14 protein-coding genes and 1 tRNA gene are annotated in these 23,397 nt (G+C 40.8%); 5 read left to right on the top strand and 10 right to left on the bottom strand.

All coding sequences use genetic code 11. From position 1 onward, the window contains the following. Positions 1-44: 44 nt before the first annotated feature. The gene (gene smc / locus GVK91_RS00945) at positions 45-3,587 is read left to right on the top strand and encodes a chromosome segregation protein SMC (protein WP_159726485.1); all 3,543 of its coding nucleotides are present in this window, start codon (positions 45-47) and stop codon (positions 3,585-3,587) included. Positions 3,588-4,007: 420 nt separating this feature from the next. Here the strand turns inward: smc and GVK91_RS00940 are convergent, their stop codons facing one another. Beyond that, positions 4,008-4,178 carry a hypothetical protein gene (locus GVK91_RS00940; RefSeq protein WP_159726483.1) on the bottom strand — a complete coding sequence of 57 codons (171 nt, stop codon included), beginning with the start codon at positions 4,176-4,178 and terminating at the stop codon, positions 4,008-4,010. A gap of 556 nt (positions 4,179-4,734) precedes the next feature. Between GVK91_RS00940 and ppk2 the strand changes: the two genes are divergently transcribed. Next, on the top strand, positions 4,735-5,544 hold the full coding sequence (gene ppk2, locus GVK91_RS00935) for a polyphosphate kinase 2 (RefSeq protein WP_159726481.1): 810 nt from the start codon (positions 4,735-4,737) through the stop codon (positions 5,542-5,544). Positions 5,545-5,626: 82 nt separating this feature from the next. Here the strand turns inward: ppk2 and pckA are convergent, their stop codons facing one another. Next, entirely contained in the window at positions 5,627-7,246 is a 1,620-nt protein-coding gene (gene pckA / locus GVK91_RS00930) for a phosphoenolpyruvate carboxykinase (ATP) (protein ID WP_159726479.1), read from the bottom strand. 473 nt (positions 7,247-7,719) lie between these two features. Between pckA and GVK91_RS00925 the strand changes: the two genes are divergently transcribed. Next, the gene (locus tag GVK91_RS00925) at positions 7,720-8,556 is read left to right on the top strand and encodes an MBL fold metallo-hydrolase (RefSeq protein WP_159726477.1); all 837 of its coding nucleotides are present in this window, start codon (positions 7,720-7,722) and stop codon (positions 8,554-8,556) included. Between the two features lie 97 nt (positions 8,557-8,653). Here GVK91_RS00925 and GVK91_RS00920 read toward each other — a convergent pair whose 3' ends face one another. The 4 genes from GVK91_RS00920 to rpe all read right to left on the bottom strand — a co-directional run bounded on the left by GVK91_RS00920 (position 8,654) and on the right by rpe (position 15,820). Next, positions 8,654-9,526, bottom strand: coding sequence for a hypothetical protein (locus GVK91_RS00920; protein WP_046672928.1), 873 nt, complete (start codon positions 9,524-9,526; stop codon positions 8,654-8,656). A 174-nt stretch (positions 9,527-9,700) separates the two neighbouring features. Continuing rightward, complete coding sequence (locus tag GVK91_RS00915; protein ID WP_153844680.1) at positions 9,701-11,965, bottom strand: aconitate hydratase; 2,265 nt, start codon at positions 11,963-11,965, stop codon at positions 9,701-9,703. Between the two features lie 50 nt (positions 11,966-12,015). Then, on the bottom strand, positions 12,016-14,778 hold the full coding sequence (locus GVK91_RS00910) for a bifunctional aconitate hydratase 2/2-methylisocitrate dehydratase (RefSeq protein ID WP_159726475.1): 2,763 nt from the start codon (positions 14,776-14,778) through the stop codon (positions 12,016-12,018). A gap of 361 nt (positions 14,779-15,139) precedes the next feature. Beyond that, a complete protein-coding gene (rpe, locus tag GVK91_RS00905; protein WP_159726473.1) occupies positions 15,140-15,820 on the bottom strand; it encodes a ribulose-phosphate 3-epimerase in 681 nt (226 codons plus the stop codon). 149 nt (positions 15,821-15,969) lie between these two features. On the opposite strand from rpe, the gene GVK91_RS00900 reads away from it, so the two are divergent. Both GVK91_RS00900 and GVK91_RS00895 read left to right on the top strand, forming a co-directional pair. Next, positions 15,970-18,087, top strand: a complete 2,118-nt coding sequence (locus GVK91_RS00900) for an HD family phosphohydrolase (RefSeq protein WP_088161752.1) — start codon at positions 15,970-15,972, stop codon at positions 18,085-18,087. A 127-nt stretch (positions 18,088-18,214) separates the two neighbouring features. Further along, positions 18,215-18,304: transfer RNA gene (locus tag GVK91_RS00895), tRNA-Ser, on the top strand. A 397-nt stretch (positions 18,305-18,701) separates the two neighbouring features. Here the strand turns inward: GVK91_RS00895 and GVK91_RS00890 are convergent. The 4 genes from GVK91_RS00890 to GVK91_RS00875 are packed head-to-tail and all read right to left on the bottom strand — an operon-like array spanning position 18,702 to position 23,379. Beyond that, positions 18,702-19,499 carry a ThuA domain-containing protein gene (locus GVK91_RS00890; protein WP_200845510.1) on the bottom strand — a complete coding sequence of 266 codons (798 nt, stop codon included), beginning with the start codon at positions 19,497-19,499 and terminating at the stop codon, positions 18,702-18,704. 29 nt (positions 19,500-19,528) lie between these two features. Next, entirely contained in the window at positions 19,529-21,994 is a 2,466-nt protein-coding gene (locus GVK91_RS00885) for a glycoside hydrolase family 9 protein (protein ID WP_159726469.1), read from the bottom strand. A gap of 4 nt (positions 21,995-21,998) precedes the next feature. Then, positions 21,999-22,925 carry a ThuA domain-containing protein gene (locus tag GVK91_RS00880; RefSeq protein WP_159726467.1) on the bottom strand — a complete coding sequence of 309 codons (927 nt, stop codon included), beginning with the start codon at positions 22,923-22,925 and terminating at the stop codon, positions 21,999-22,001. Continuing rightward, on the bottom strand, positions 22,915-23,379 hold the full coding sequence (locus GVK91_RS00875) for a hypothetical protein (protein ID WP_159726465.1): 465 nt from the start codon (positions 23,377-23,379) through the stop codon (positions 22,915-22,917). Before GVK91_RS00875 ends, GVK91_RS00880 begins: the two co-directional genes overlap by 11 nt. Positions 23,380-23,397 lie beyond the last annotated feature (18 nt).

Below are 23,397 nucleotides of genomic sequence, written 5' to 3'. Positions count from 1 at the left end.
TTACTATTTTCGCAAGCTTATAACGACAAACAAATTTGGTATAAATGCAGTTAACCAAACTAGAAATTAAAGGATTTAAGAGTTTCGGAGACAAGATCACGATCAACTTCAATGATGGTGTCACAGCGATTGTCGGTCCCAATGGATGCGGGAAGTCCAATGTGGTCGACGCCATACGCTGGGTACTGGGAGAACAAAGCACAAAGATGCTTCGCTCCGATAAAATGGAAAATATTATCTTCAATGGAACGAAAAATAGAAAGCCGGCAAACCTTGCAGAAGTTTCGCTGACCTTCAACAACAACAATAATATTCTGCCAACGGAATTCTCGACAGTGACCGTCACTCGTAAGCTGTTTCGCAACGGCGATAGTGAATATCGATTGAATGATGTCAAATGTCGTTTAAAAGATATCACGGATCTATTCCTGGATACCGGGGTTGGTGCCGACAGTTATTCGATTATCGAATTGAAAATGATTGATGAAATTATCAACAACAAAGATAATTCACGTCGCAACCTCTTCGAAGAAGCATCCGGAATCTCTAAGTATAAAGTTCGTAAAAAACAAACTTTAGCAAAGCTGAGAGATACTGAGGTCGATCTTAGCCGTGTGGATGATTTGCTTTATGAAATCACAAAGAATCTCAAATCATTAGAAAATCAAGCTAAAAAAGCTGAAAAATATACCTCACTTAAAGCAGAATACCGCCAAAGCAGTATAGATTTGGCTTATTATAGAATTGCTGATTTTTCGACCGAATTAGAAAGACTTCAGACACAAGAATCCAAGGTTCAAAAAGATGCCGTCAATGCACAGCAAAATATCCTGAACGCGGAAACTGAACTCCAAACACTCCGCCAGACAAATTTGGAACAGGAAAAAAACCTTTCGGTACAGCAAAAAACAACACAGGAATTTGTCAATAAAATCCGAGGTTATGAATCGGAAAAGAAGATCAAAAACGAAAAAGTTAAAAATCTTCAAGATAAGGAAAACCGGCTGAACCTCGATATCAACAGCGATAAACAACAGCTTAATCACGTACTCTACACCATCAAACGACTGAATGAAGAATTGTTTGATGAGCAAAATAAACTCGATTCGTTAAAAACGAATCTTGAATCGGATAAATCCGAAGTCGACGAACTGAGAGGACAGCAACAGTCTGCAAAGGGAAAACTTGATATTTTTAATAAGAGTAATGCTGAATTACAGGCCAAAATCTACAAATTAGAAAAAGATCTTGCAGTATTCACAATTCAGAAAGAAGCTCTTCTGCAAGAATCTGTTCGCAATAGTGTAGATACAGAAGCAAAAGAAGCCGAATTGCGGCAGTTCAATTCCTCTGTTATGGAATTGGAGGGCCGTGTGGAAGCACAGCAGCTACAGTACGATTCAGCAAACCAGCAGGAAGAAGAGCTCCAAGGACAGATTAATCAGTGCCAGGCAAACCTAGAGGAATTTAAGGCCCAGCTGGCCAAAGATCTCCGTCTTGTAGATGCCAAACAAAACGAATACAACCTCACAAAATCCCTTGTTGATAATTTAGAAGGTTTCCCTGATTCCATTCGATTCCTCAAGAAAAATGCAGGATGGAAAAAGCAGCCTCCGCTCCTATCAGATGTCCTTTTCTGTCAGGAAGATTACCGTGTGGCTATTGAGAACTACCTAGAGCCTATTATGAACCATTATGTTGTCGAAACACAACAAGATGCTGTTCAGGCGATTCAGCTATTGAGCGATGCCGCAAAAGGAAGAGCTAATTTCTTTGTTTTAGATGCCATAGCGGATTCCCCAAGCGTTGCCCCTGCACCAAATGACAATTTGATGTCTGCATTGGATGTGATTACCGTAGACGAAAAGTACAGGGCTTTATGTACGATGCTGCTCCAGCAGGTCTTCATCCTTAAACATGAAAATGAAAAGGAGCTGGATGAAAAGCTCCCTGCTCTGGGACAGGTGATTCTACAAAAAAATGGACGTTATTCGAAACATCATTTGGGCCTTTCTGGTGGTTCTGTGGGATTATTTGAGGGAAAACGTATCGGAAGAGCGAAAAACCTCGAAGTGCTATCCCAAGAGATCAAAACCTTAAATCAGGAAATAGCAAAACTTGAAGATAAAATAACGGCCGAAACAGCTCGCCTGGATGCACTGCGTGGCAATTCACAGAAAGAGTTAATCGATGAGCTGCGCTTTCAGCTCAATAGACTGAATAATGAATTAATTACCGTCAAAACAAAGCAAGAGCAATATCAAGCCTTCATCAATAACTCCCAGGCCCGTAAAAAAGATATTCAGGAGAAAATTGAAGGTATAGAATCGGATTTAAAAATTGCGGAGCCACAGCTTCAGGAGTTGCGCCTGGAAAAAGAACAGAGTATCGCCGAACTATCGACTTTACAAGATCAGTTCCATGAAATATCTGAAGTACTTAACGAAAAATCGACTGCATACAATCAAGAGAATATCACTTACCATCAACAGTTAAACAAAGTTTCCAATATCACAAAAGATCTCGAATTTAGAGAGACGCAGAAAGATGACCACGAAATCCGTGTGGAGCGAAACAGTGCAGAATTAGTTGAAGTGCTAGAAGCTTTAAGAACAACCATTTCATTTGAAGATGAAGAAGATCAGGATCTTATTGCCATGTATGAGCAGAAGATTGCCCTGGAAGATGGTCTCAAAGAATTGGAAGACGGCTACTATGCAGATAAGCAGAAGATCAATAATCTCGAAGATTCCCTGACACAGCAACGTCGTTCAAAAGAACAGAGTGACTTTCTTGTTTCAGAGATCAAAGATAAAAAAACGGGCCTTCAGATCGACCTCAATTCCTTGAAAGAACGTCTTTCTGTTGAATTCAACATTGAACTGAAAGACCTGATTGACCGTGAAGATGTGCCTGAGATCACAGAAGATCAAGTTACATTGGCTACGAAATGCAGCAAACTCAAGAAACAGCTTGATGAATTTGGAACGATCAATCTGATGGCAAAAGAGGCTTTCGACGAGATGAACGAACGCTATGATTTCATTAACAAAGAGAAAGCTGATTTAATCGAAGCAAAAGGCTCGTTGATGGCAACAATAAAAGAAATTGACGATACCGCTCAAGTTCAATTCATGTTTACATTCGATGCCGTAAGGAATAACTTCGTCAAGGTATTCCGTTCGCTATTTAACGAAGAAGACAGCTGCGACCTGGTGCTCACAGATCCGAGCAATCCGCTGGATTCAGACATCGACATTATTGCAAGGCCAAAAGGGAAAAGACCGCTGTCTATCAATCAGCTTTCTGGCGGTGAAAAGACCTTGACTTCAACAGCCTTGTTATTCTCACTTTATCTTTCTAAACCGGCACCTTTTTGTATATTCGATGAGGTGGACGCTCCGTTGGATGATACTAATATTGATAAATTCAATAATATTATCCGGGATTTTTCCAAGAATTCACAATTTATCGTGGTCTCACACAATAAAAAAACGATAGCAAGTACAGACATCATCTATGGAGTAACCATGGTTGAACAAGGTGTATCCCGTGTAGTTGCAGTAGATCTAAGAGAAGTTGCCTAGTGTGCAGCAAAAATATATAATAAACAAGACGGACTCAGGGGATATACACCCGGTCCGTCTTATTTATACAGATCAATTTAATTCCTCTCGCCTTTAATAAGATTCTTTGCTGCAACATGCTGTGAATTGCCCTAAGCTTATTTCCTGTTGCAGATCAATATAAGGATGGACAGCAGACAGCCGATTCCCTCAAATAAATAGACCGACTGATAACCAAACGAGCCCGCGATCATTCCCGCCAGTGGTCCTTCCAGTCGCAGAGACCATAAACGCCAGTGAAGACTCCCTCCAATTCATTCCCTTGAAGAACAAGACAATGATGGACGCAATACAGCCAAATGCCATGGAAGAAAACGCCAGGCTCAACCCTTGTCCAAAAATCGCCCATATTACCTTATAAAATGGTTTACGGATATGATCTTAATCAATGGCTACCGCTGGTAGTTTTACCGTGGCAAGCCAGCTCATTATTGACAATAATAGCCCCAAAGCAATTCCAATAGTCAAATAGACTCCAAATACCGATACAATAATGGGAATTATGGCTTTGTAGAAGCCAATTGTTTGTCCTTTTTCTAAAATTGCACTCATAAATTTTTTGTTTAACTATATTTAGAGTGCAAATATGCCGCGGATCAAAAAGCTAAACATTGACTCAAGTCAAAAAAAGAGTCTGCAAGTCAAAAAAGGAAGCTGAAAAATAAAAAGCCCAGAGTGGGGAACTCTGAGCTTTCGTTAGCCATATATTAACCTATTTTATGAAAAGTATTTGTAATGAAAACGCCACAATTTTGAATTCATTATAACAATAACAGTCATTTAACATTTTTTAACATTTAAAAGAGATTAATATTAAGCTCTATTTGAGCGTGGCCAAAACCGTAATTTTTCGTGTTCTTGTCAGGGATCCTCCGATCCTGTTCACAAAAAAAGCTCGAAGTGGGGAACTCCGAGCTAACCTAACCAATTATTAACCTAAATTTATGAAAAGTCTAATTTATACAAACAGCCTCTTTCGCTGTTTTGAATATTAAACGTAAGCTATCAGCTTATTATTACACAGCTCTTGCGGATTTATGTGAAATTTGACATTTTTTAACAATTCAATAAGTAACTTTAGGAAAACGAACATATAAATAAATATCATATGGCAGAATACGATTTAAATGAACTTCAGAAGATCCACGAAAACAAAGATGTTTTAAACTATCTGGAACAACATGGCATTCTGGAAATAAAAAAATTCAATGATGTTTACGATTATGAGAAAGAACTTTACGAGCTTCAAGTCAAGCTCTTAAAGCTTCAATATGAAATCATTGAAAAAGGAAAACGGGTCCTTATTATTTTCGAAGGTAGAGACGCTGCGGGTAAAGGTGGTACAATAGGCCGTGTAACCCAATATCTAAATCCCAAAAAGGTACGCGTTGTTGCATTGCCCAAACCAACCGAAGAGGAAGCCGGGCAATGGTATTTTCAACGATATATCAAACAGCTCCCTAATACTGGCGAAATTGTGATTTTTGACCGTAGCTGGTATAACAGAGCTGTTGTTGAACCTGTATTTGGGTTTTGCTCCAAGGAGCAACATGAACTGTTTATGAACCAGGTCCCTGAATTTGAGAAGCAGTTAATCGACGATGGCATCATCCTCATCAAATTATTCCTGAACGTCAGCAAAGAAGAGCAAGCCGAAAGGTTAAAAGAGCGAAAAGAGGATATCCTAAAACAATGGAAAATTGGTGTGTTAGACCAGCAGGCGCAGGAGAAATGGGATGTATATACGGGCTATATTGAGGATTTATTTAAAAAGACAAGCACCAAAAAATCGCCTTGGCTAGAAATCACGAAAGATAACAAGAAAAAGGCTCGCCTGGCGTCCTTCAAACTGATTATCAATGCTCTTGTTGGAAGTGAACAGGAAAAAATAGATTCTTTCGTCACAAAACACGATTAAAGGTCTGTTGATTAGAAAAGGTACAATTATAAAAAACAGGAGGAAAAGTATTTCCTCCTGTTTTTTATAATGTCAGAACGAATTAGGACACAAGAACCGAAGTTTCTATTTTGGGTCCTGCTGCATGCACCGAGGGTGGCATCTCATTATTGAATTTTTCAAAATTCGAAATAAACAGCTTCGCCAAGCGTTTTGCCTGCATGTCATAAGCCTCGTCATTGTTCCATAAGCCTCGCGCATCTAAAATTTGCGCAGGAACATGCTCCCCACAGCTCGTCGGATACTCCAGTCCAAAAATATTATGCTTGTTGAAGTGAGACTCCAGCAGTGAGCCATCCATTGCTGCTCGGATTAACGATCGCGTATAATTTAGCTTAATACGTCTGCCTATTCCATAAGGACCGGCAATCCAGCCCGTATTCACTAACCAAACTTTGATGTTGCGATTTTGTTCTAGTTTTGAACGCAGCAAAGCCGCATATTTTGAAGGATGAAGCGGCAAAAATGCCTGTCCAAAACAGGTTGAAAATGCTGCTGTAGGCTCCTTTACCCCTACCTCTGTACCCGCAACCTTTGCTGTATAACCACTAACGAAATGATATACCGCCTGATCTATGGTCAACAATGAAATGGGAGGAAGTACACCAAAAGCATCTGCCGTCAGGAAAAAAATATTTTCAGGTTCACGACCAATACCGCTCATTTCGGCATTTTCCATGAAATCTATTGGATAGGATACGCGGGTATTTTCCGTCTTGCTAATATCGTTGTAATCAGGTCGATCAAATTCATCCAAAACAACATTTTCAAGCAGAGACCCAAAACGAATTGCGTGGAAGATCTCAGGCTCTTTGTCTTCCGACAAACCTACACATTTAGCATAGCAGCCGCCTTCAAAATTGAATATTCCCCTTTCGCTCCATCCATGCTCATCATCACCGATCAACTTTCTGTTTCTATCAGCTGATAAGGTCGTCTTCCCTGTACCCGAAAGTCCAAAAAACAAAGCTGTCTCCCCTTCTTTTGAAGTATTCGCCGAACAGTGCATAGAAAGCACATTATGCTGGAATGGCAAAATAAAGTTCAATATTGAGAAAATGCTCTTTTTAATCTCCCCTGTATAACCGGTCCCCGCAATCAGTACTATCTTTTTTGTAAAATCAATCGCGACAAAATTTTCGTTGATAATGCCATATTGATGCGGCCCTTCGATAAGCAGCGTCGGGGCAGCTAAAATCGACCAAGCAGGCTGAGCATCCAAATTTGGTTCCGGCCGCAGAAACAGGTTATTGGCAAATATACTTTGATAAGCTGTCTCCGTAACAACACGCAAATCTATTTGATAAGCTGGATCAGCCCCTGCGGCACAATCTCTTACATAGATGATTTTATCACTTAAGTGATCAGCTACTTTAGAAAATAGTGTTTCAAAATTAGCCGGAGACATCCGTTGATTGATTTCTCCCCACCAAACGCTATCTTTTGTTAAAGAATCTTCGACCAGAAACCGATCTTTTGGCGATCTTCCAGTAAATTTTCCCGTATCAGCAGCGAGTGCTCCCGTATCAGAAAGTCGACCTTCGTGATTTGCTAAGGCATGTTCGACCAATTCAGAAACAGGCAATTGATAAAATACATTTTTTGTACTATCAATTTTTAAATATTTCAAATCAGGCGCGTTTCCAATGTTACCCTTTTTCATATTTTTTGTTTGTTTTAAAATGTGCCCAAATTTAAAGGCATTTTTCGCTAAAAACAAAACTTAATTATCTAAAAATCAAGCTTATTGTACAAAAAACACAAAAACAAACCACTCATTAACAATAACTTATACAGATAAAAAAAAATAAACTTTTTAGCATATTTTTTTAGCACATCAATTTATCACTATCAAAAAATATCACATATTTTTCGTAAATTGTTCCAACCTTTACAAATATTAATAAGGTAAAAAAACAGACAGTGTAACGTCCACCAGCTATTGATCGTTGAAAGCGGCAGCAATGTCCAGGCGGACGGACTAACATATGTAAAGATAAAGAGATGAAATAGCTACAATTGTAGCACGAACACGGAAGAGCACGGGGTGACTTTCATGCCATCTGACAAATAATTGCTTGTGCTTAAAATAAACTGGATATGCTATATAACCATTAAAAGACACATAATCTGCGAATGAAATTACATGCTATAGAAACGGGATTTTTTAAACTCGATGGCGGTGCAATGTTTGGCGTTGTCCCAAAGAGTATCTGGAACAAAACAAACCCGTCCGACTCAAACAATATGTGTACCTGGGGAAACCGCTTGCTCCTCATCGAGGACAGTAATCGATTAATGCTGGTCGATACAGGACTGGGAGACAAACAAAATGAAAAATTCTTCAGCTATTATTATCTTCACGGAGATGCAACGCTGGATAAATCATTAAAAAATATTGGATTTGACAGAAGCGATATCACCGATGTCATCCTTACACACCTGCACTTCGACCATTGTGGCGGGGCTATAGCCCGTGAAGGTGAACAGCTGGTTCCGGCTTTTAAAAATGCTCATTTTTGGAGCAATAGCGACCATTGGTCTTGGGCTACCGATCCTAACCCGCGCGAAAAAGCTTCTTTCTTAAAAGAGAACATTCTACCGATACAGAAGAGCGGACAATTAAAATTTGTTGAAGATCATCAGAATCCTTTTGGAAACAATATCGCTATCCGTTATGCACACGGCCATACAGAAGCTATGATGTTGCCACAGATACAGTATAAAGGCAAAACAATCCTCTATATGGCGGATCTATTACCTTCGGTGGGACATATTCCCATTCCTTATGTTATGGGTTATGATGTCAGACCCCTCGTGACCATGGAGGAACGTAGCAGCTATTGGAATGAGATCGTCGATAATGAATACATCTTATTTTTCGAACACGATCCCATACATGAATGCTGTACACTTCAACGTACTGAAAAAGGTATCCGGGTAAAGGACATTTTCAAATTGGGCGAGATTTAGCAGGTCTAATCAAAGGAGATCAAATAGGATATAAAAAAGGATAAACAAAAAAAAAAGGGCTACTTTGAAAGTAGCCTTTTTTGTTTCATGAATATGTTTAGAATCTAAAGCCCAAAGCCCAGTAATTTTCAAAAAACCATATTTGTTGGGATGCTTTATCTACCCCTCTTCTTCCAGTTGTACGAATGTTTGTTAAATCAGTCCAGCCCGTTTTGAAGTTCCCCTGAAGATAGAGTCCTTTATAAAAACGGTAGTGCAAACCAACTTTTGCCGAAGCACCATAACCCGCAATGTTCCAAAAGTGGTTGGCCCCTTCGCCAAAAAGATGGACGTCGGAACGAGGAATCAATAGACCTACATCCACACCAGATTCCATTGTCAGCACCTGTTGACCTTTGCGATTATTGATGATGTCATCATAACGCTCTAGGCCTACTGAGGCAAAGTTATAACCATCTGTATGCTCAAATGTCAGCATGGCAGAGTCTACAGTAATCAATTCACCGTTATATTGACCGGCGCGGTTTCCCGTCGGGATACCAGGATTAGAAATCTCTTCACCGATAAAACCGGAAATTTTCACCTGCTGCGGAATATCGACCACATATTTCATATGGTCCCATCCCAATGAAATTGAGTAATTATCCTTGATATAATAACCAAAGTGCAGATTAAATTGTGGAATAGTTAATCGGCTTGGATCAAAATACGTCGAACCAAATTTAGTTGGCCTATCACCCGCTTTTACATCATGGAGTATAAAGTCATAATTAGGACCCGTAAAATGAATATCTGATTTCGCGTAAGAAGAGAAGTTGTACCCCCAAAAGAAGAAGAATTTGCCCTTGTTACTTTCTGTTCTCAAATTTTTCGGTTTGAAAATGCTTTTTCCTATCTCAGGATTTTCTTGGGCAAATAAGGCAGAAACACTTAATGCAAGTGCTCCAATCGTTAAAAATATTTTTCTCATATCGGTGCTAAAAACGTTGGGCAAAAGTACCCGCATTCTATTTTATAAGCAAATAAAATCAATGGAAATTGGAAAAATATGACGAAGATCACAGAAATGTCATTCCACGCTGGAAACAAAAAAAGCTGCCTTCCAGGAAAGCAGCTTTTCAGTTATTTTATTTCCAAGGAATTGTTACCCTTGATTTTTACGAATGATATTCAAAGCTCCACCAGCTTTAAACCACTCAATTTGTTGCGCATTGTAGGTATGGTTCGCCAAAATCTCTTCTTGCGTTCCGTCTGCGTGATGTAATACAAGTGTTAAAGGTTTACCTGGTGCAAATGTTGTCAAGCCGATAATATCAATGGTATCATTTTCCTGAATCTTGTTATAATCGTCTTTGTTTGCAAAAGTTAATCCCAACATACCTTGTTTTTTCAAGTTCGTTTCGTGAATACGCGCGAAAGACTTAACTAAAACAGCACGAACACCCAAATGACGAGGTTCCATCGCTGCATGCTCGCGGGAAGAACCTTCACCGTAGTTTTCATCACCGACTACAATTGAACCAATACCGTGTGCTTTATAGTCCCGCTGTGTAGCAGGAACAGGACCATATTCGCCTGTGAGTTGATTTTTAACGCTATCAGTCTTCTCATTGAAGAAATTCAAAGCACCAATCAACATGTTATTTGAGATATTGTCCAAATGGCCACGGTATTTCAACCAAGGACCAGCCATAGAAATATGGTCAGTAGTACATTTACCTTTCGCCTTAATCAATAATTTCAACCCTTTCAAATCGGTACCTTCCCATGGAGCAAAAGGCTCCAACAGTTGAAGACGATCAGAAGTAGGAGCTACATCAACCACCACCGAACTACCATCAGCTGCAGGTGCCTGATAACCGGGATCATCTACCGCAAAGCCTTTCGTTGGCAACTCATCCCCTACAGGAGGATCCAGCTTCACTTGTTCACCTTTATTGTTTGTCAAGGTATCAGTTACCGGATTGAAACCCAAATCACCAGAGATCGCAATCGCAGCTACTAATTCTGGTGATGCAACAAATGCATAAGTATTTGGATTGCCATCTGCACGTTTTGCAAAGTTACGATTGAAAGAATGAACGATTGTATTTTTCTCTTGTTTATCGGCTCCTACACGATCCCACATACCGATACATGGACCACATGCATTGGTAAAAATTGTCGCATTGAGGTCTTCAAAAGTTTTCAGCAAACCATCGCGATCAGCCGTAAAACGCACTTGCTCTGACCCGGGATTAATACCGAATTCAGCTTTTGTGATAAGCCCTTTATCAACTGCTTGTTTTGCAATGGAGGCAGCACGGGATAAATCTTCATAAGAAGAATTTGTACACGAACCGATCAATCCCCATTCCACTTGCAATGGCCAGCCATTCTTTTCAGCCTCTTCGCGCATGCGTGAAACTGGGGTATATAAATCTGGCGTAAAAGGACCATTTAGAGAAGGTTCCAATTCAGATAGATTGATTTCTATTAACTGATCAAAATACTGCTCAGGATTAGCATAAACTTCTGCATCTGCTGTCAGGTGGTCTTTAATTACATTTGCCGCATCCGCCACTTCGGCACGACCAGTAGCACGTAAATAACGCTCCATGGATTCATCGTACCCAAAAGTTGAGGTTGTCGCGCCAATTTCAGCGCCCATGTTACAGATTGTTCCTTTTCCTGTACAAGATAAAGACTCCGCACCTTCGCCAAAATATTCAACGATAGCACCTGTTCCACCTTTTACAGTCAAGATACCTGCAACTTTCAAGATCACGTCTTTTGCTGCAGCCCATCCGCTGAGCTTACCTGTCAATTTTACACCGATCAGCTTAGGGAATTTAAGCTCCCAAGGCAAACCTGCCATGACATCACAAGCATCAGCACCACCCACACCGATTGCAACCATACCTAAACCGCCGGCGTTCACCGTATGCGAGTCCGTACCAATCATCATACCGCCTGGAAAAGCATAGTTTTCCAAAACAACCTGGTGAATAATACCTGCTCCGGGTTTCCAGAAACCGATACCATATTTATTGGACACAGAACTCAAAAAGTTAAATACTTCAGAGCTTTCGTTTTTAGCTCGCGCTAAATCTTTGTCTGCTCCTTCTTTCGCCTGAATCAGGTGATCACAGTGTACGGTAGAAGGAACTGCTGCCTTTGGACGCCCAGCTTGCATAAATTGCAATAATGCCATCTGTGCAGTTGCATCCTGCATAGCAACGCGGTCTGGAGCAAAGTCAACGTAAGAAACGCCGCGTTTGTAATCTTCAGTAGCATTGCCATCCCAAAGGTGGGCATACAAAATTTTCTCAGATAAAGTCAAAGGTTTGTTAACCACTTGACGAGCCGCAGCAATGCGCTCGTCATATTGGCTATAGACCTTTTTAATCATATCTATATCAAAAGCCATATCTCTCTAATTTATGTTGTTTAATTAAGTTACTAAACCCTAATCACTCATTATTTTGTTGGAATAGGCGCAAACTTTGTTAAGTTAATGCCTTCCACAGCAGCTTTATATTCTTCGATATTCGGAATACGGCCCAAGATCGCTGAAAGAACAACAACTGGAGTTGATGCTAATAAAGACTCCCCTTTTTTACCATCTCTGTCTTCAACAACACGTCCTTGGAATAAGCGCGTTGAAGTAGCCATTACCGTGTCACCTTTAGCTGCTTTTTCCTGATTACCCATGCAAAGGTTACAACCAGGGCGCTCCAAGTACATAATATTCTCGTATTCAGTACGCGCAGAACTTTTTGGTAAAGCATCGCTAAATTCAAATCCAGAGTACTTTTGTAAGAATTCCCAATCGCCTTCCGCTTTCAGCTCATCAATGATATTGTACGTTGGAGCTGCAACGACCAAAGGAGCTTCAAATGTAACGACACCTTTTTGCTGTTCAATATTTTTCAACATCTTCGATACGATTTTCAAATCGTCTTTGTGAACCATACAAGAACCAACGAAACCTAAGTCTACCTTTTTATTTCCACCGTAGTAAGAAAGGTCGCGAATTGTATCGTGTGTATAACGTTTGGAAACATCCGCATTATTCACATCCGGGTCCGCAATCATCGGTTCTTCGATGATATCCAGATCAATAACAACCTCAGCATAATATTTCGCATTGGTATCTGGAGTTAAAGCAGGCTTAGCACCAGATTTAATTTCCTCAATACGTTTATTCGCCTTGTCAATTAAGCCCTGCAAAACATTATTTTTGTTTTCCATGCCTTTATCGATCATAATCTGGATACGGTTTTTAGCGATCTCCAATGATTCGATCAAGGTATTATCCTGTGAAATACAAATAGAAGCTTTCGCCTTCATTTCTGCAGTCCAGTCAGTAAAAGTAAATGCCTGATCGGCTAAAAGCGTTCCGATATGAACTTCAATAATTCTGCCTTGGAAAACGTTCTCGCCAGCAAATTGCTGCAGCATCTGCGCTTGTGTAGCATGAACCACATCACGGAAATCCATGTGTTCTTTCATACTGCCTTTAAACGTAACTTTTACAGATTCTGGGATTGGCATAGAAGCCTCACCTGTCGCTAAAGCTAGCGCCACCGTACCAGAGTCAGCACCAAAAGCAACACCTTTAGACATACGGGTATGTGAATCACCTCCGATAATGATCGCCCACTCATCAATTGTAATATCATTTAATACCTTATGAATAACGTCTGTCATCGAATGATATACACCTTGAGGGTCACGTGCTGTGATTAATCCAAAGTCATTCATAAATTTCATCAGTTTTGGAATATTCGCTTGTGCTTTTTTATCCCAAACCGATGCCGTATGACAGCCTGATTGATAAGCGCCGTCTACGGTAGGTGCAATTACAGTCGCGGCCATTGCTTCGAGCTCCTGCGCAGTCATCAAACCTGTTGTATCCTGAGAACCAACAATATTTACTTTAACGCGAACGTCAGAACCGGCATGTAATACTTTACCCGGAGCTACACCAACCGCATTTTTATTAAAGATTTTCTCTACAGCAGTCAAACCTTGTCCTTCAATCGTGATTTCTTTTGAAGGAGCAAACACTGTAGGCGCCTGAATTCCCAGAGCAGCAGCAGCAAAAGTTTGGATCTTTTTACCGAAAACGATCGCATAAGAACCACCCGCTTTGATAAATTCCATTTTTTGTGGAGTCAAAGCTTTGGAAATATCGATCAGCTCCTGCTCGCCATTATATAATTTTTTAGTCTTAGTATTGATCGTTAAGACAGTACCTGTAGCGACAGAATAAGCTTCTTCAAGAATTGGCTCATTTTTCTCGTTACGGATTACGTTGCCATTTTCATCCACTTTCTTCACCCAGTTTTTAAGGTCTATACCGATACCTCCGGTCACATCCACTGTGGTCAAGAAAATAGGTGAGATACCATTTGTACCACCTACAATTGGTGCGATGTTCACAAAAGGAACATAAGGACTCGCTTGTTTACCTGTCCATAATGCAACGTTGTTGACACCCGACATACGAGATGACCCCACACCCATTGTTCCTTTCTCAGCAATTAACATGACACTTTTACCAGGGTGTTGCGCCTGTAACTCAACGATCTGTTGCTGTGCTTCAGGTGTGATCATACATTTTCCATGTAATTCACGATCTGAACGCGAGTGCGCCTGGTTACCTGGCGACAATAAATCTGTCGAGATATCACCTTCACCAGCGATAAAAGTAATCACCTGAATTTCCTCAGCAACCTCAGGCAGTTTTGTAAAAAACTCTGCTTTTGCGTAGCTTTCTAAAATATCTTTTGCGACCTCATTGCCTTGTTCAAAAGCTTCTTTCAAACGAGCGGTATCCGCATCATATAAGAAAACTTGTGTTTTAAGAACCTCAGCCGCCTGTTTTGCAATAGCTAGGTCTGCACCCAAGGCCAGGTCCAATAAAACCGTGATTGAAGGACCACCTTTCATATGTGACAACAACTCAAAAGCGAAATCAGGTGTAATTTCAGCAACAACTGATTCACCCAAAACAATTTCCTTCAGGAATTGTGCTTTAACACCTGCTGCAGGTGTAGTACCCGGCAACGTGTTGTAAATAAACAATCTTAAAGATTCAGCTCTATTTTCATTGTTTAAATCTTTAATCTGAGCAATTACCTCACTTAGTAATTCTGCTCCGTCAATAGGCTTAGGATGTAATCCTTGGCCTTCCCGTTCTACAACCTCTTGTACGTAATCGTTGTAAATACTCATAGATATCTATCTTTCTATTTTATGGGCAGCATAAAAACACCTATGTCTTTCTACACCACCATGTCTGTAATATAATTAAGCTAATACGCCATCTATCGGGTCCCCCCCTGACAAATCACAAATTAGCCCTTCCACTTCATGTTTTGAAGCTGATCTATTTGTCGTAAATCAACTTATATGACTAATTACAAAAATAGTGAAAATCCAACTTTAAACGCATGCATTCCATTTATTTAAATCAATTTGGAATTGTTCTAAACAGCACTTATGCAATCCTGCCATCTTTTTTTGAAATCCGCTATATCGCATTTATTTCTTTCAAAAAAAAAGGTGATTTATATTATTAAATCACCTTTTCGTTTTATATACTTTCTACAGTTATATCAATGTCTTTTAATGCTTTCACAGTTTCCAGAGGATCTGTCGCGTTGAAGACAAATGAACCTGCCACCAGCACATCTGCTCCGGCTTTCAATAACTGCGCTGCATTCGCACTCGTTACTCCCCCATCGATTTCAATCAGCAGACCATCATTCACTCCCTGTGCCATGGCCCTTAGTTCCTGTACTTTGGCATAGGTATTTGGAATAAATTTCTGACCACCGAAACCTGGGTTAACCGACATGATACAAACCAAGTCCAGATCCGCAAGAACATCTTTTAAAAGTGCTACTGGCGTATGTGGATTCAATGCAACGCCTGCTTTACAGCCCAATTCTTTAATAGCAGCCAGAGTCCGATGCAAATGTGTACAGGCCTCATAATGAACGGTAATGATTGCTGCACCTGAGTCTTTACATACCTGCAGATAACGGTCTGGATCAACAATCATCAAATGTACATCCAAAGGTTTATCGGCATGTTTTGCAATAGCCTGCATAACTGGAAATCCAAAAGAGATATTTGGCACGAAAACACCGTCCATAATATCAATATGAAACCAATCTGCCTCACTGTTGTTTACCATGATGATATCATCGTATAATTTTGCAAAGTCTGCAGCAAGAACGGATGGTGCAATTAGATGTGATTTTGTTGACATGTTGTATTTTTTCTGCAAAGATAACAAGTATTTTTTGTTCATCACAGCATTCCTCCTATTTAATACCTATAAACGACAATTGGCAGAAGCTGCAGAAAATAATTATAATTACATTTGTATATTAACATGATAATAAAATACAGCTCACCGTGGGAAGACTAAAAATAAAATACAGAAGAGAATTAAATACAACGGAGAACCTCGTCCGAAAAATTGGATTAATACTTATCACCATTATTCTGATCTGTATATTCCTTCCCAAACAGCCTCGTTTTCGCTATGAATTCCAAAAGGGAAAAGTATGGAATCATGAGAATCTGATATCACCTTATAATTTTGCGATATTAAAAACACAAGAGGAACTGAATGCGGATAAGAAAAGTATCTTAAACACGATTCAACCTATATATAATGCTAATACAACGACCAGCAAGGAGCAAATTGATCAGTTCAACACGGATCTGGCCGAAAAGTGGCAAAGCAGCAAGTTGGATACAACGCATGAAAATATAGTAGATTATAGAAATGCCGGCAATGCCATCTTAAGCCATCTGTATGGCAAAGGCATTTTGTCATTGAACAATCGGTTTCAGAACCGCAGCAATGACAAATCTCCGGCTTCCAAGCATTACAACTTCACATTGATCCAGGACAAAGTTGCCAGCCAAAAAAACACGGCCGACTGTTACACCATCGAAAGCTCTTATGGTTATATGGATGAGATCATGCCCAAATTGACCAAGATAAAACAAAAGAGCTGGCTGGAGGAAACTTTAAAAAATTACATTACCATTAACTACATCTACAACGATCAACAAACAGAAGCTTTAGAACAAAATGCCATTGCAAACATATCGGCTACGCGCGGTGTGGTCCAAAAAGGAGAACTGATCGCTGAAAAGGAGAAAATCATATCCAATGAGACGTACCAGAAACTCGAGTCGCTTCGTAAGGTATATGAAGATGAAGGCAAGATCAGCGGAAATCAAAACTATGTGACCCTGGGGCAATTTCTGATTATCTCGCTCGCCCTTTCTATTTTGATGGTATTCCTTTTTCTTTTCCGTAAGGACATCTATTTTAACAATAGGTTGCTGGTCATTATCATGATTGTGATCATTGGTATGCTCGCTGTCCTATCTTGGGCCATCAAAATCAAAATCCCCAATCTCTATTACATCCCGTTTTGCGCCGTCCCCATTATTATTCGTATTCTTTTTGATACGCGTGTAGCACTCAATATCCATCTGTTGATGGTTCTGCTAGCAGGTCTTTTTGTACCGAATAGTTTTGAGTTTGTCTTTTTACAATTTATGGCGGGGATAGTTGCGATCTATAGTATTAAAACATTGGTCAAACGAGAGCAGCTGTTCATTTCCTCTGCTATTATTCTCGGTACCTATTGGATTGCTTACATTGGCTTGGTCGTCACGAGAAATGGATCTATAGACACCATTTACTGGTCTGACCTTCTGCCCTTTTTCGTAAGCGTGATGATTACCTTATTAGCTTATCCAATGATCTATGCATTCGAAAAGTTATTTGGTATTGTATCAGATCTAACACTCATGGAGCTTACCAATAGTAACTCCAAGTTATTGCGGGAGCTCTCTTTTAAAGCTCCGGGAACCTTTCAGCACTCCTTACAGGTGGCTAATCTAGCCGAAGCCGCTATCTACAAAATTGGCGGGAATCCGCTGTTGGTCCGCGCCGGAGCCCTGTACCACGATATCGGGAAATTGACAAACCCCCAGTTTTTCATCGAGAATCAGAAGACAGAAAAAAATCCGCATGATGAGCTTTCACCGGAACAAAGTGCGCAGATTATTATATCACATGTCATCAAAGGAGTCGATATTGCCAAAAAACATCAATTGCCTGACGTGATCCTTGATTTTATCCGCACACACCACGGGACGACGCGTGTTGACTATTTTTATAACGTTTTTGTCAAGAACAACCCCGATAAACTGGTTGACGAGTCTTTATTTACCTACCCCGGACCTATTCCTTTTTCCAAGGAAACAGCTGTACTTATGATGGCGGATTCGGTCGAAGCCGCATCCCGTGCATTAAAAGAACCATCTGAAGAGTCTATCAATAACCTTGTCGATAAAATTATCGAACATAAATTGATGCGGGGGCAGTTCAATAATAGTAACATTACGCTAAAAGATATCACCGAATCCGCAGTTATTTTTAAGGCAATGCTCAAAAGTATCTACCATGTTCGGGTAGATTATGATTTAAGCAAAAAAACAATGTAATTTTAATTGTCAAACAACAAATTGAATTTCAAACGCTTATTGCAACGTTACATTTTTTTTGCATTTTTTTTAGTATTTAGACTTTGCAGAATCAAATAATTGCCTTATGTTTGCAATGTCAAAACGAGGAAGGGTGCCTGAGTGGCCGAAAGGAACAGTTTGCTAAACTGTCGTACTGGAAACGGTACCGCGGGTTCGAATCCCGCCTCTTCCGCCAAGACAAAAACGCTTTCTGAGAAATCAGAAAGCGTTTTTTTTATTTTTGGAGCAGGGGCAGCACTAAAAACAACGTCACGTATAAATTCTTACAGAAAGCGGCTCATGAGGACAAGGCAGTTCAAGAACCTGCGGTTCGTCAGGGACGAGACAGATTACCTTTGCCAGGAGATTACTACACAAGAAACCTTTTATTCGTACCTGCTTCGGATCATCAACAGATATTGTACAAATGCTGTACAGATATTGACCAGTCTCCGACCAGGAAAAGCCGGTTCCATACTTAGTCAACATTGCTAAACAAATTGTTCAGCTCCGAAGCAGGTACGAACAACATACGAACAAAAGGCAAGTGAAGTGCCCTAGTCATCTCGCTTACCGTTGTTATTTGACCTTCTTTATTTACTTCCGGCCCATAGAATTGCATTCCTGAACATCGTTGTAAAATCTTTAGACGCAAATAAGGATCCACTATGGCCGATCAGAAAATATACGTTTCTGGCTTTCACATTAGGGTTGCTCCAAATAATGGGATGGTCGCCCATTTTAATTGTTGAAACGGGCTGGTAGCTATCTTCATCGACATGTGCCAAGACCTTGACATGGGGTCTTGGATTTTTATCAAAAACATAAAACTCATCATTGGGAATCAAAAAATGAGGATTTACTCCTTTCATAACGGGATGCTTTCGATCTTCGACATAAGCCGTCGCAGATGCTGTTTTAGCGATGTAATTTTTAAATCGTATTCCACCCATAAAGGTGGAAAACCAGTTCCACATCTTGTAGCCATCAAATTCCCCCAGTAATGCCGCATGGTGAAAACCGACCCAGCCTCCTCTTCCATTTTCTATGTAATCTATAAACGCCCTTTCAGCCTCTTCTGTCCATCTATAGGGTGGATAATCCAACTGTATGATTACCTTAAACTGCGTCAGGTATTCCGCTGTTATTTTTTCTGTATCATGAATTTCTGTTATGTGAAAGCCGTCTTTCTCCCCTGTATTCTTTAACCATTCCAATCCAGTATCTGTAAATGAAGCATGTTGTCCGCCCCTTTCAGTCAGTACGAGTACAGCAAAGGTATTACGGCCTTGAGCAGATAGCGTGCTTATTGTCCCGATCATCATAAAGAAAAGGAACGCGATATTTAAGCATGAGATTGTCAAGTTTCTCGGATTCGACACTTGTGTCATAAGTATGCGGTTTAAGTATATTAAAAAGTTTAAAATTCCGAAGTTAGTGATAACCACTTCCCTGCTGTTGTCATCCATACCTCCTTATACGTCGCATTGTTAGCCTGCGGCCAATAAGGAACATCTTCATTGTACCGGGTCTGTATACCTACAGGCGTTTCACCGACCATTTCACCCGGAAGCGGACAATATTGCTGTGCAAAATTTACGCCCTCGCCATAAATAAGTGACTGTCCAAAAGGATTCTTACCAACGGTCCAATAAAGTTGTTCACGTGCGATCTGTATAAGTGCTTCACTTTTCAGGTATTTACCCAATATCGCTGCCGCCTTGCCCTGGCTCAAATGAATCGCCGCATTTCCCCGGAAAGAAAACCAGACAGGAAAACGCTTTAAATAATACGATTTATCCAATTGCGCACCTTGTTTGAGTTGGGCTACATAATCATCCTTGGCTTTTGCTCCTGCAAAAAGATGCTGCCGTTGAAAACTTACTGAGTCTTGGACTTCGTCGATATGATAGACGCCTGCAGGAGCCATGCCGTAAGGTGCTGTATACTTCATAATTTTTGTGAGGTAACTACCATAATCAAGCAATGCCTGTTGCCATAACCTGTGTTTGACATGCTGTGCTTGTCCTTCGGCGAGAGCAACAAGGGCCTGAGCATAGATTTGCTCACGCGATTGATGGTTGGCATGCACAACGACCTTCTTCGTTCTATCTCGATAGAAAAAACCTTTTAATCCGTCCATATCGCCTAATGGTTCCTTACGCTGCGCCAATAATACCTCATCCATAAAATTAACAGCATGCTGTGCGTATGTTATATTCCCTGTGAGCTTATAAAGCTGACTGGCAGCCCAAGAAGCCGTCGCCATAAATTGACTTTCGGAAGTGCCATAGCTATGTTCCCAAAAAACGGGAAAATGATCATAACCCGTTTCCTTCCATTTGGCCAGCGCAAAATCAAAATCCTCCATCGCTGTCTTTTTCAATTTTTCACTTAGCGCAGGATCTTGAACCATGCTCATGGCCGCATATGCTTCATAGGCTGCAAATAAAAAATTATCAAAAGGGCTATCATGGACACGTGCTTTCATATCATCTTTATTACCGATCAGGCCATCCGTCCAGATCACAATTCCAGCACTACTGGCCCTGTACCCTTTGCCAAGGCGGGTTTTTAAGATAAAATCTACTCCCCACGCTGCTTCCTCCATAAGTCGTTGATATAGCGCGGTATTGCTTTTTTTAACCTTATTGGCCATTTCCAGCAGCGAGAATACCACGTCTCCGGTCTGTAAGCTCTGCTGGGAAAGGTCGCCGGCATCATGCCAGCCTCCGTTATAGGCCAAACGAAGTCCATCAAAGGTCGCACCGATATCGGCATGACAGGAACCATGCTTCTCTGAAACAGGGTGGCCACAGCGTTCACAAAAAATAAAGTTGAGCACACGCCATATGGAGTTTTGCCATATATTTTCACCTATCGCAAAAGGTTGGGTTTCCTGTCCTGCTGTCGCAATGATATATTGCCCGAACTTTGTAAAATCACTGAAATCCAACACATCAAATTCACCAATACTGGTAGTTACACTTTTCTTCTTACCCGTATAAACTACAGCCCTATCTTCGGCACGAAGCAAATTAAACAAATCATCCCCTGCTTTGTTATGCTTCAAAATCGCGGTCTTTTGCCCCCGGAGATCATACCCAGTGGATGAATAGATAATGCGTCCCTCGACGGGTTCCCAGCCCAGCATCCGTTCAGGTTTTTCGACTTCCTGTAATTCAATTCCATCGATATAAAAATTCAACGAATCCCCACTGACCCGATCTTTTCCAAAGCCGGGTACCCCAAAAGCGATACCTGTTATACGATCTCTCGGTAAGTCACCGATCTCCAAAAAGCAGGTATTCCATGTCCTGTTGACCAGATTTATTTCGTGGGTTCCCTCCCGAAAATATTCGTCCGGAATTTTCTGTTTGCCATCATTGTAATAATGTAGGTTGATATGAATATTGCGGCCGCCTTCACAATCCGGATAGATACGAAAAACAATACGATTGTATTTTTCCCAATTTTCTCCTGCCAGGTCAAATACGGCAGATGCACCACCATAGTTCGCATAGTCTCCATCCGCAGCCGCTCCTGGAGCCCATTCTTTGCGGACCGTCGGAACCTGCAATTTAATAGTCCCCACACCAAACTGCCCCTCTTTCTTCGCGAAGAAAATTTTGCCAACCCCCTGTTGACGCCAACGGGCAAACTCGGAGATTCCTTTGGGTTGATATACTCGCAGGACTTTCTTTTTCATGCCCAGATTTTCTAAAGACAATGTTGTATCCAATGGTAGTGGACGGTGCAGAATTCCGCTCTGCCAAATCGCTTCATTCAACTTCAGGTCTGAAGTGAGTTTGGGTGTCTGAGCCACAACTCGGGTTACCATAGCGCAAGAGACTATCCCAAAGAAGAGTAATAGTAGCTTATTCATACCTTTATTTTGCATTGAAAGGGGCTTTGAATTCTTTTCTAAACGTCTGTACGCCTTTGGAGGGAAAATCTTTTGGAATAGCCTGCGTCACCTTGCCCGTTACGGCCCATTCACATCCTCGCAGCAAAGTAACCTGAAAGCCCGTGCATTCCATGGCATAGCGCAGTTCAGGGTCATTGCCCACATGTCCCATTATCGTCACAAATACTCTTCCTTTTCCATAGTTTACAGTCCACATCAGTGGTTCTTCACGACCTAGCCCTTGTGGACGTGTGTCGTCTATGGTCGTTGCCAATACTTCCATATGTTCAGCAGGACCGCGCAGGTATGTATAAAGTTCGTCTTTGAAATGACTCCAGACAGTAGGCAGCCCCTTTAGAATAGGATGATCTGTTGCCTTATGGGCCACATCAAAAGGATGCTGTAATCCATGATGTCCTGCGGGACCGGGGCTGTAATCGTAGACGATTCGATTGTTTTTAAAATAAACATAGGGGCCTACCGTCTCATCTCTACCATCCCATGCGCCCAGTGCCGTCATCTTATTGTATTCGGGCCAGTCGGCCATGGGTACAATGGCTGAGTGAATGACGACGAGAGCTCCCCCATTGGCCATATACTGTTCCAGATCCTGTCGGGTTTCTTGACTCCAGGTCGTCCCGCCGTAATTGGAAATAATCAAGCTATAATCAGGAAAGTGCGGGCGAAGAGTAGAAATATCCTGACCGTATGGTGGACTTATGGCGACATCCACATCAAAAAGGCCACTGTTTTCAAGTATTTTTTCTATGGCATCGGTACTACCCTTCCACCAGTGCGACCCATCTTGCCCCGTGACAATAAGTGCTTTATGTTTTTGCTGCCCCAGCAGTGTTGTCCAGCCTGAAAGAAGGGTCAGAATCAGTAGCAACACTTTCATATTATTTTTCATTATTTTTATATTCTATGCGATCGAATCGCCATTCTGTTTTTAAATTATTTCCATTTTTATCCACGGAAAATTTACCATCTTTCATATAGCGCCTGTACAATTCAAATTTTCCGTCGTTGTTCCGGTCTTCCAGGAGCAGTTCACGCTGATCAGAAAGGGTAACTTCGGAGATGTATTTTACCTCCTTTGAATAATAGCCAATGATCACATAATAACATTTGAAAAGATCAAAATAAGGATAGTGGCCATTGTCTGAGGCGAAAAGTAACACTTCTTCAAGTTCACTTGAATCGTCCATCTGCACACGTTGGCTTTTATGGAGACCAAAACCCGGTTTTTGAACCTCCGCTGGATAGCGATCCCAATTCGTTGCCTCTGTAACCCTAAACTGCGCATATCCTGTATTTGTTAAACACAAAAACAGGAATACGTAAAAAATATAGTTAATATTCATATTCCATCTTTATAATTA

The organism is Sphingobacterium sp. 18053, assembly GCF_902706145.1.
In the GTDB taxonomy this organism is placed as follows: domain Bacteria; phylum Bacteroidota; class Bacteroidia; order Sphingobacteriales; family Sphingobacteriaceae; genus Sphingobacterium; species Sphingobacterium paramultivorum.
This window is presented reverse-complemented; position numbering and strand designations above follow the sequence as displayed.

Coding starts and splice junctions, on each gene's coding strand:
- ppk2 (WP_159726481.1), top strand. CDS start 4,735: ATGGCAGAATACGATTTAAATGAACTTCAGAAGATCCACGAAAACAAA.
- GVK91_RS00915 (WP_153844680.1), bottom strand. CDS start 11,965: ATGGCTTTTGATATAGATATGATTAAAAAGGTCTATAGCCAATATGAC.
- GVK91_RS00875 (WP_159726465.1), bottom strand. CDS start 23,379: ATGAATATTAACTATATTTTTTACGTATTCCTGTTTTTGTGTTTAACA.
- GVK91_RS00880 (WP_159726467.1), bottom strand. CDS start 22,925: ATGAAAAATAATATGAAAGTGTTGCTACTGATTCTGACCCTTCTTTCA.
- GVK91_RS00890 (WP_200845510.1), bottom strand. CDS start 19,499: ATGACACAAGTGTCGAATCCGAGAAACTTGACAATCTCATGCTTAAAT.
- GVK91_RS00910 (WP_159726475.1), bottom strand. CDS start 14,778: ATGAGTATTTACAACGATTACGTACAAGAGGTTGTAGAACGGGAAGGC.
- GVK91_RS00925 (WP_159726477.1), top strand. CDS start 7,720: ATGAAATTACATGCTATAGAAACGGGATTTTTTAAACTCGATGGCGGT.
- smc (WP_159726485.1), top strand. CDS start 45: ATGCAGTTAACCAAACTAGAAATTAAAGGATTTAAGAGTTTCGGAGAC.
- rpe (WP_159726473.1), bottom strand. CDS start 15,820: ATGTCAACAAAATCACATCTAATTGCACCATCCGTTCTTGCTGCAGAC.
- GVK91_RS00885 (WP_159726469.1), bottom strand. CDS start 21,994: ATGAATAAGCTACTATTACTCTTCTTTGGGATAGTCTCTTGCGCTATG.
- GVK91_RS00940 (WP_159726483.1), bottom strand. CDS start 4,178: ATGAGTGCAATTTTAGAAAAAGGACAAACAATTGGCTTCTACAAAGCC.
- GVK91_RS00920 (WP_046672928.1), bottom strand. CDS start 9,526: ATGAGAAAAATATTTTTAACGATTGGAGCACTTGCATTAAGTGTTTCT.
- pckA (WP_159726479.1), bottom strand. CDS start 7,246: ATGAAAAAGGGTAACATTGGAAACGCGCCTGATTTGAAATATTTAAAA.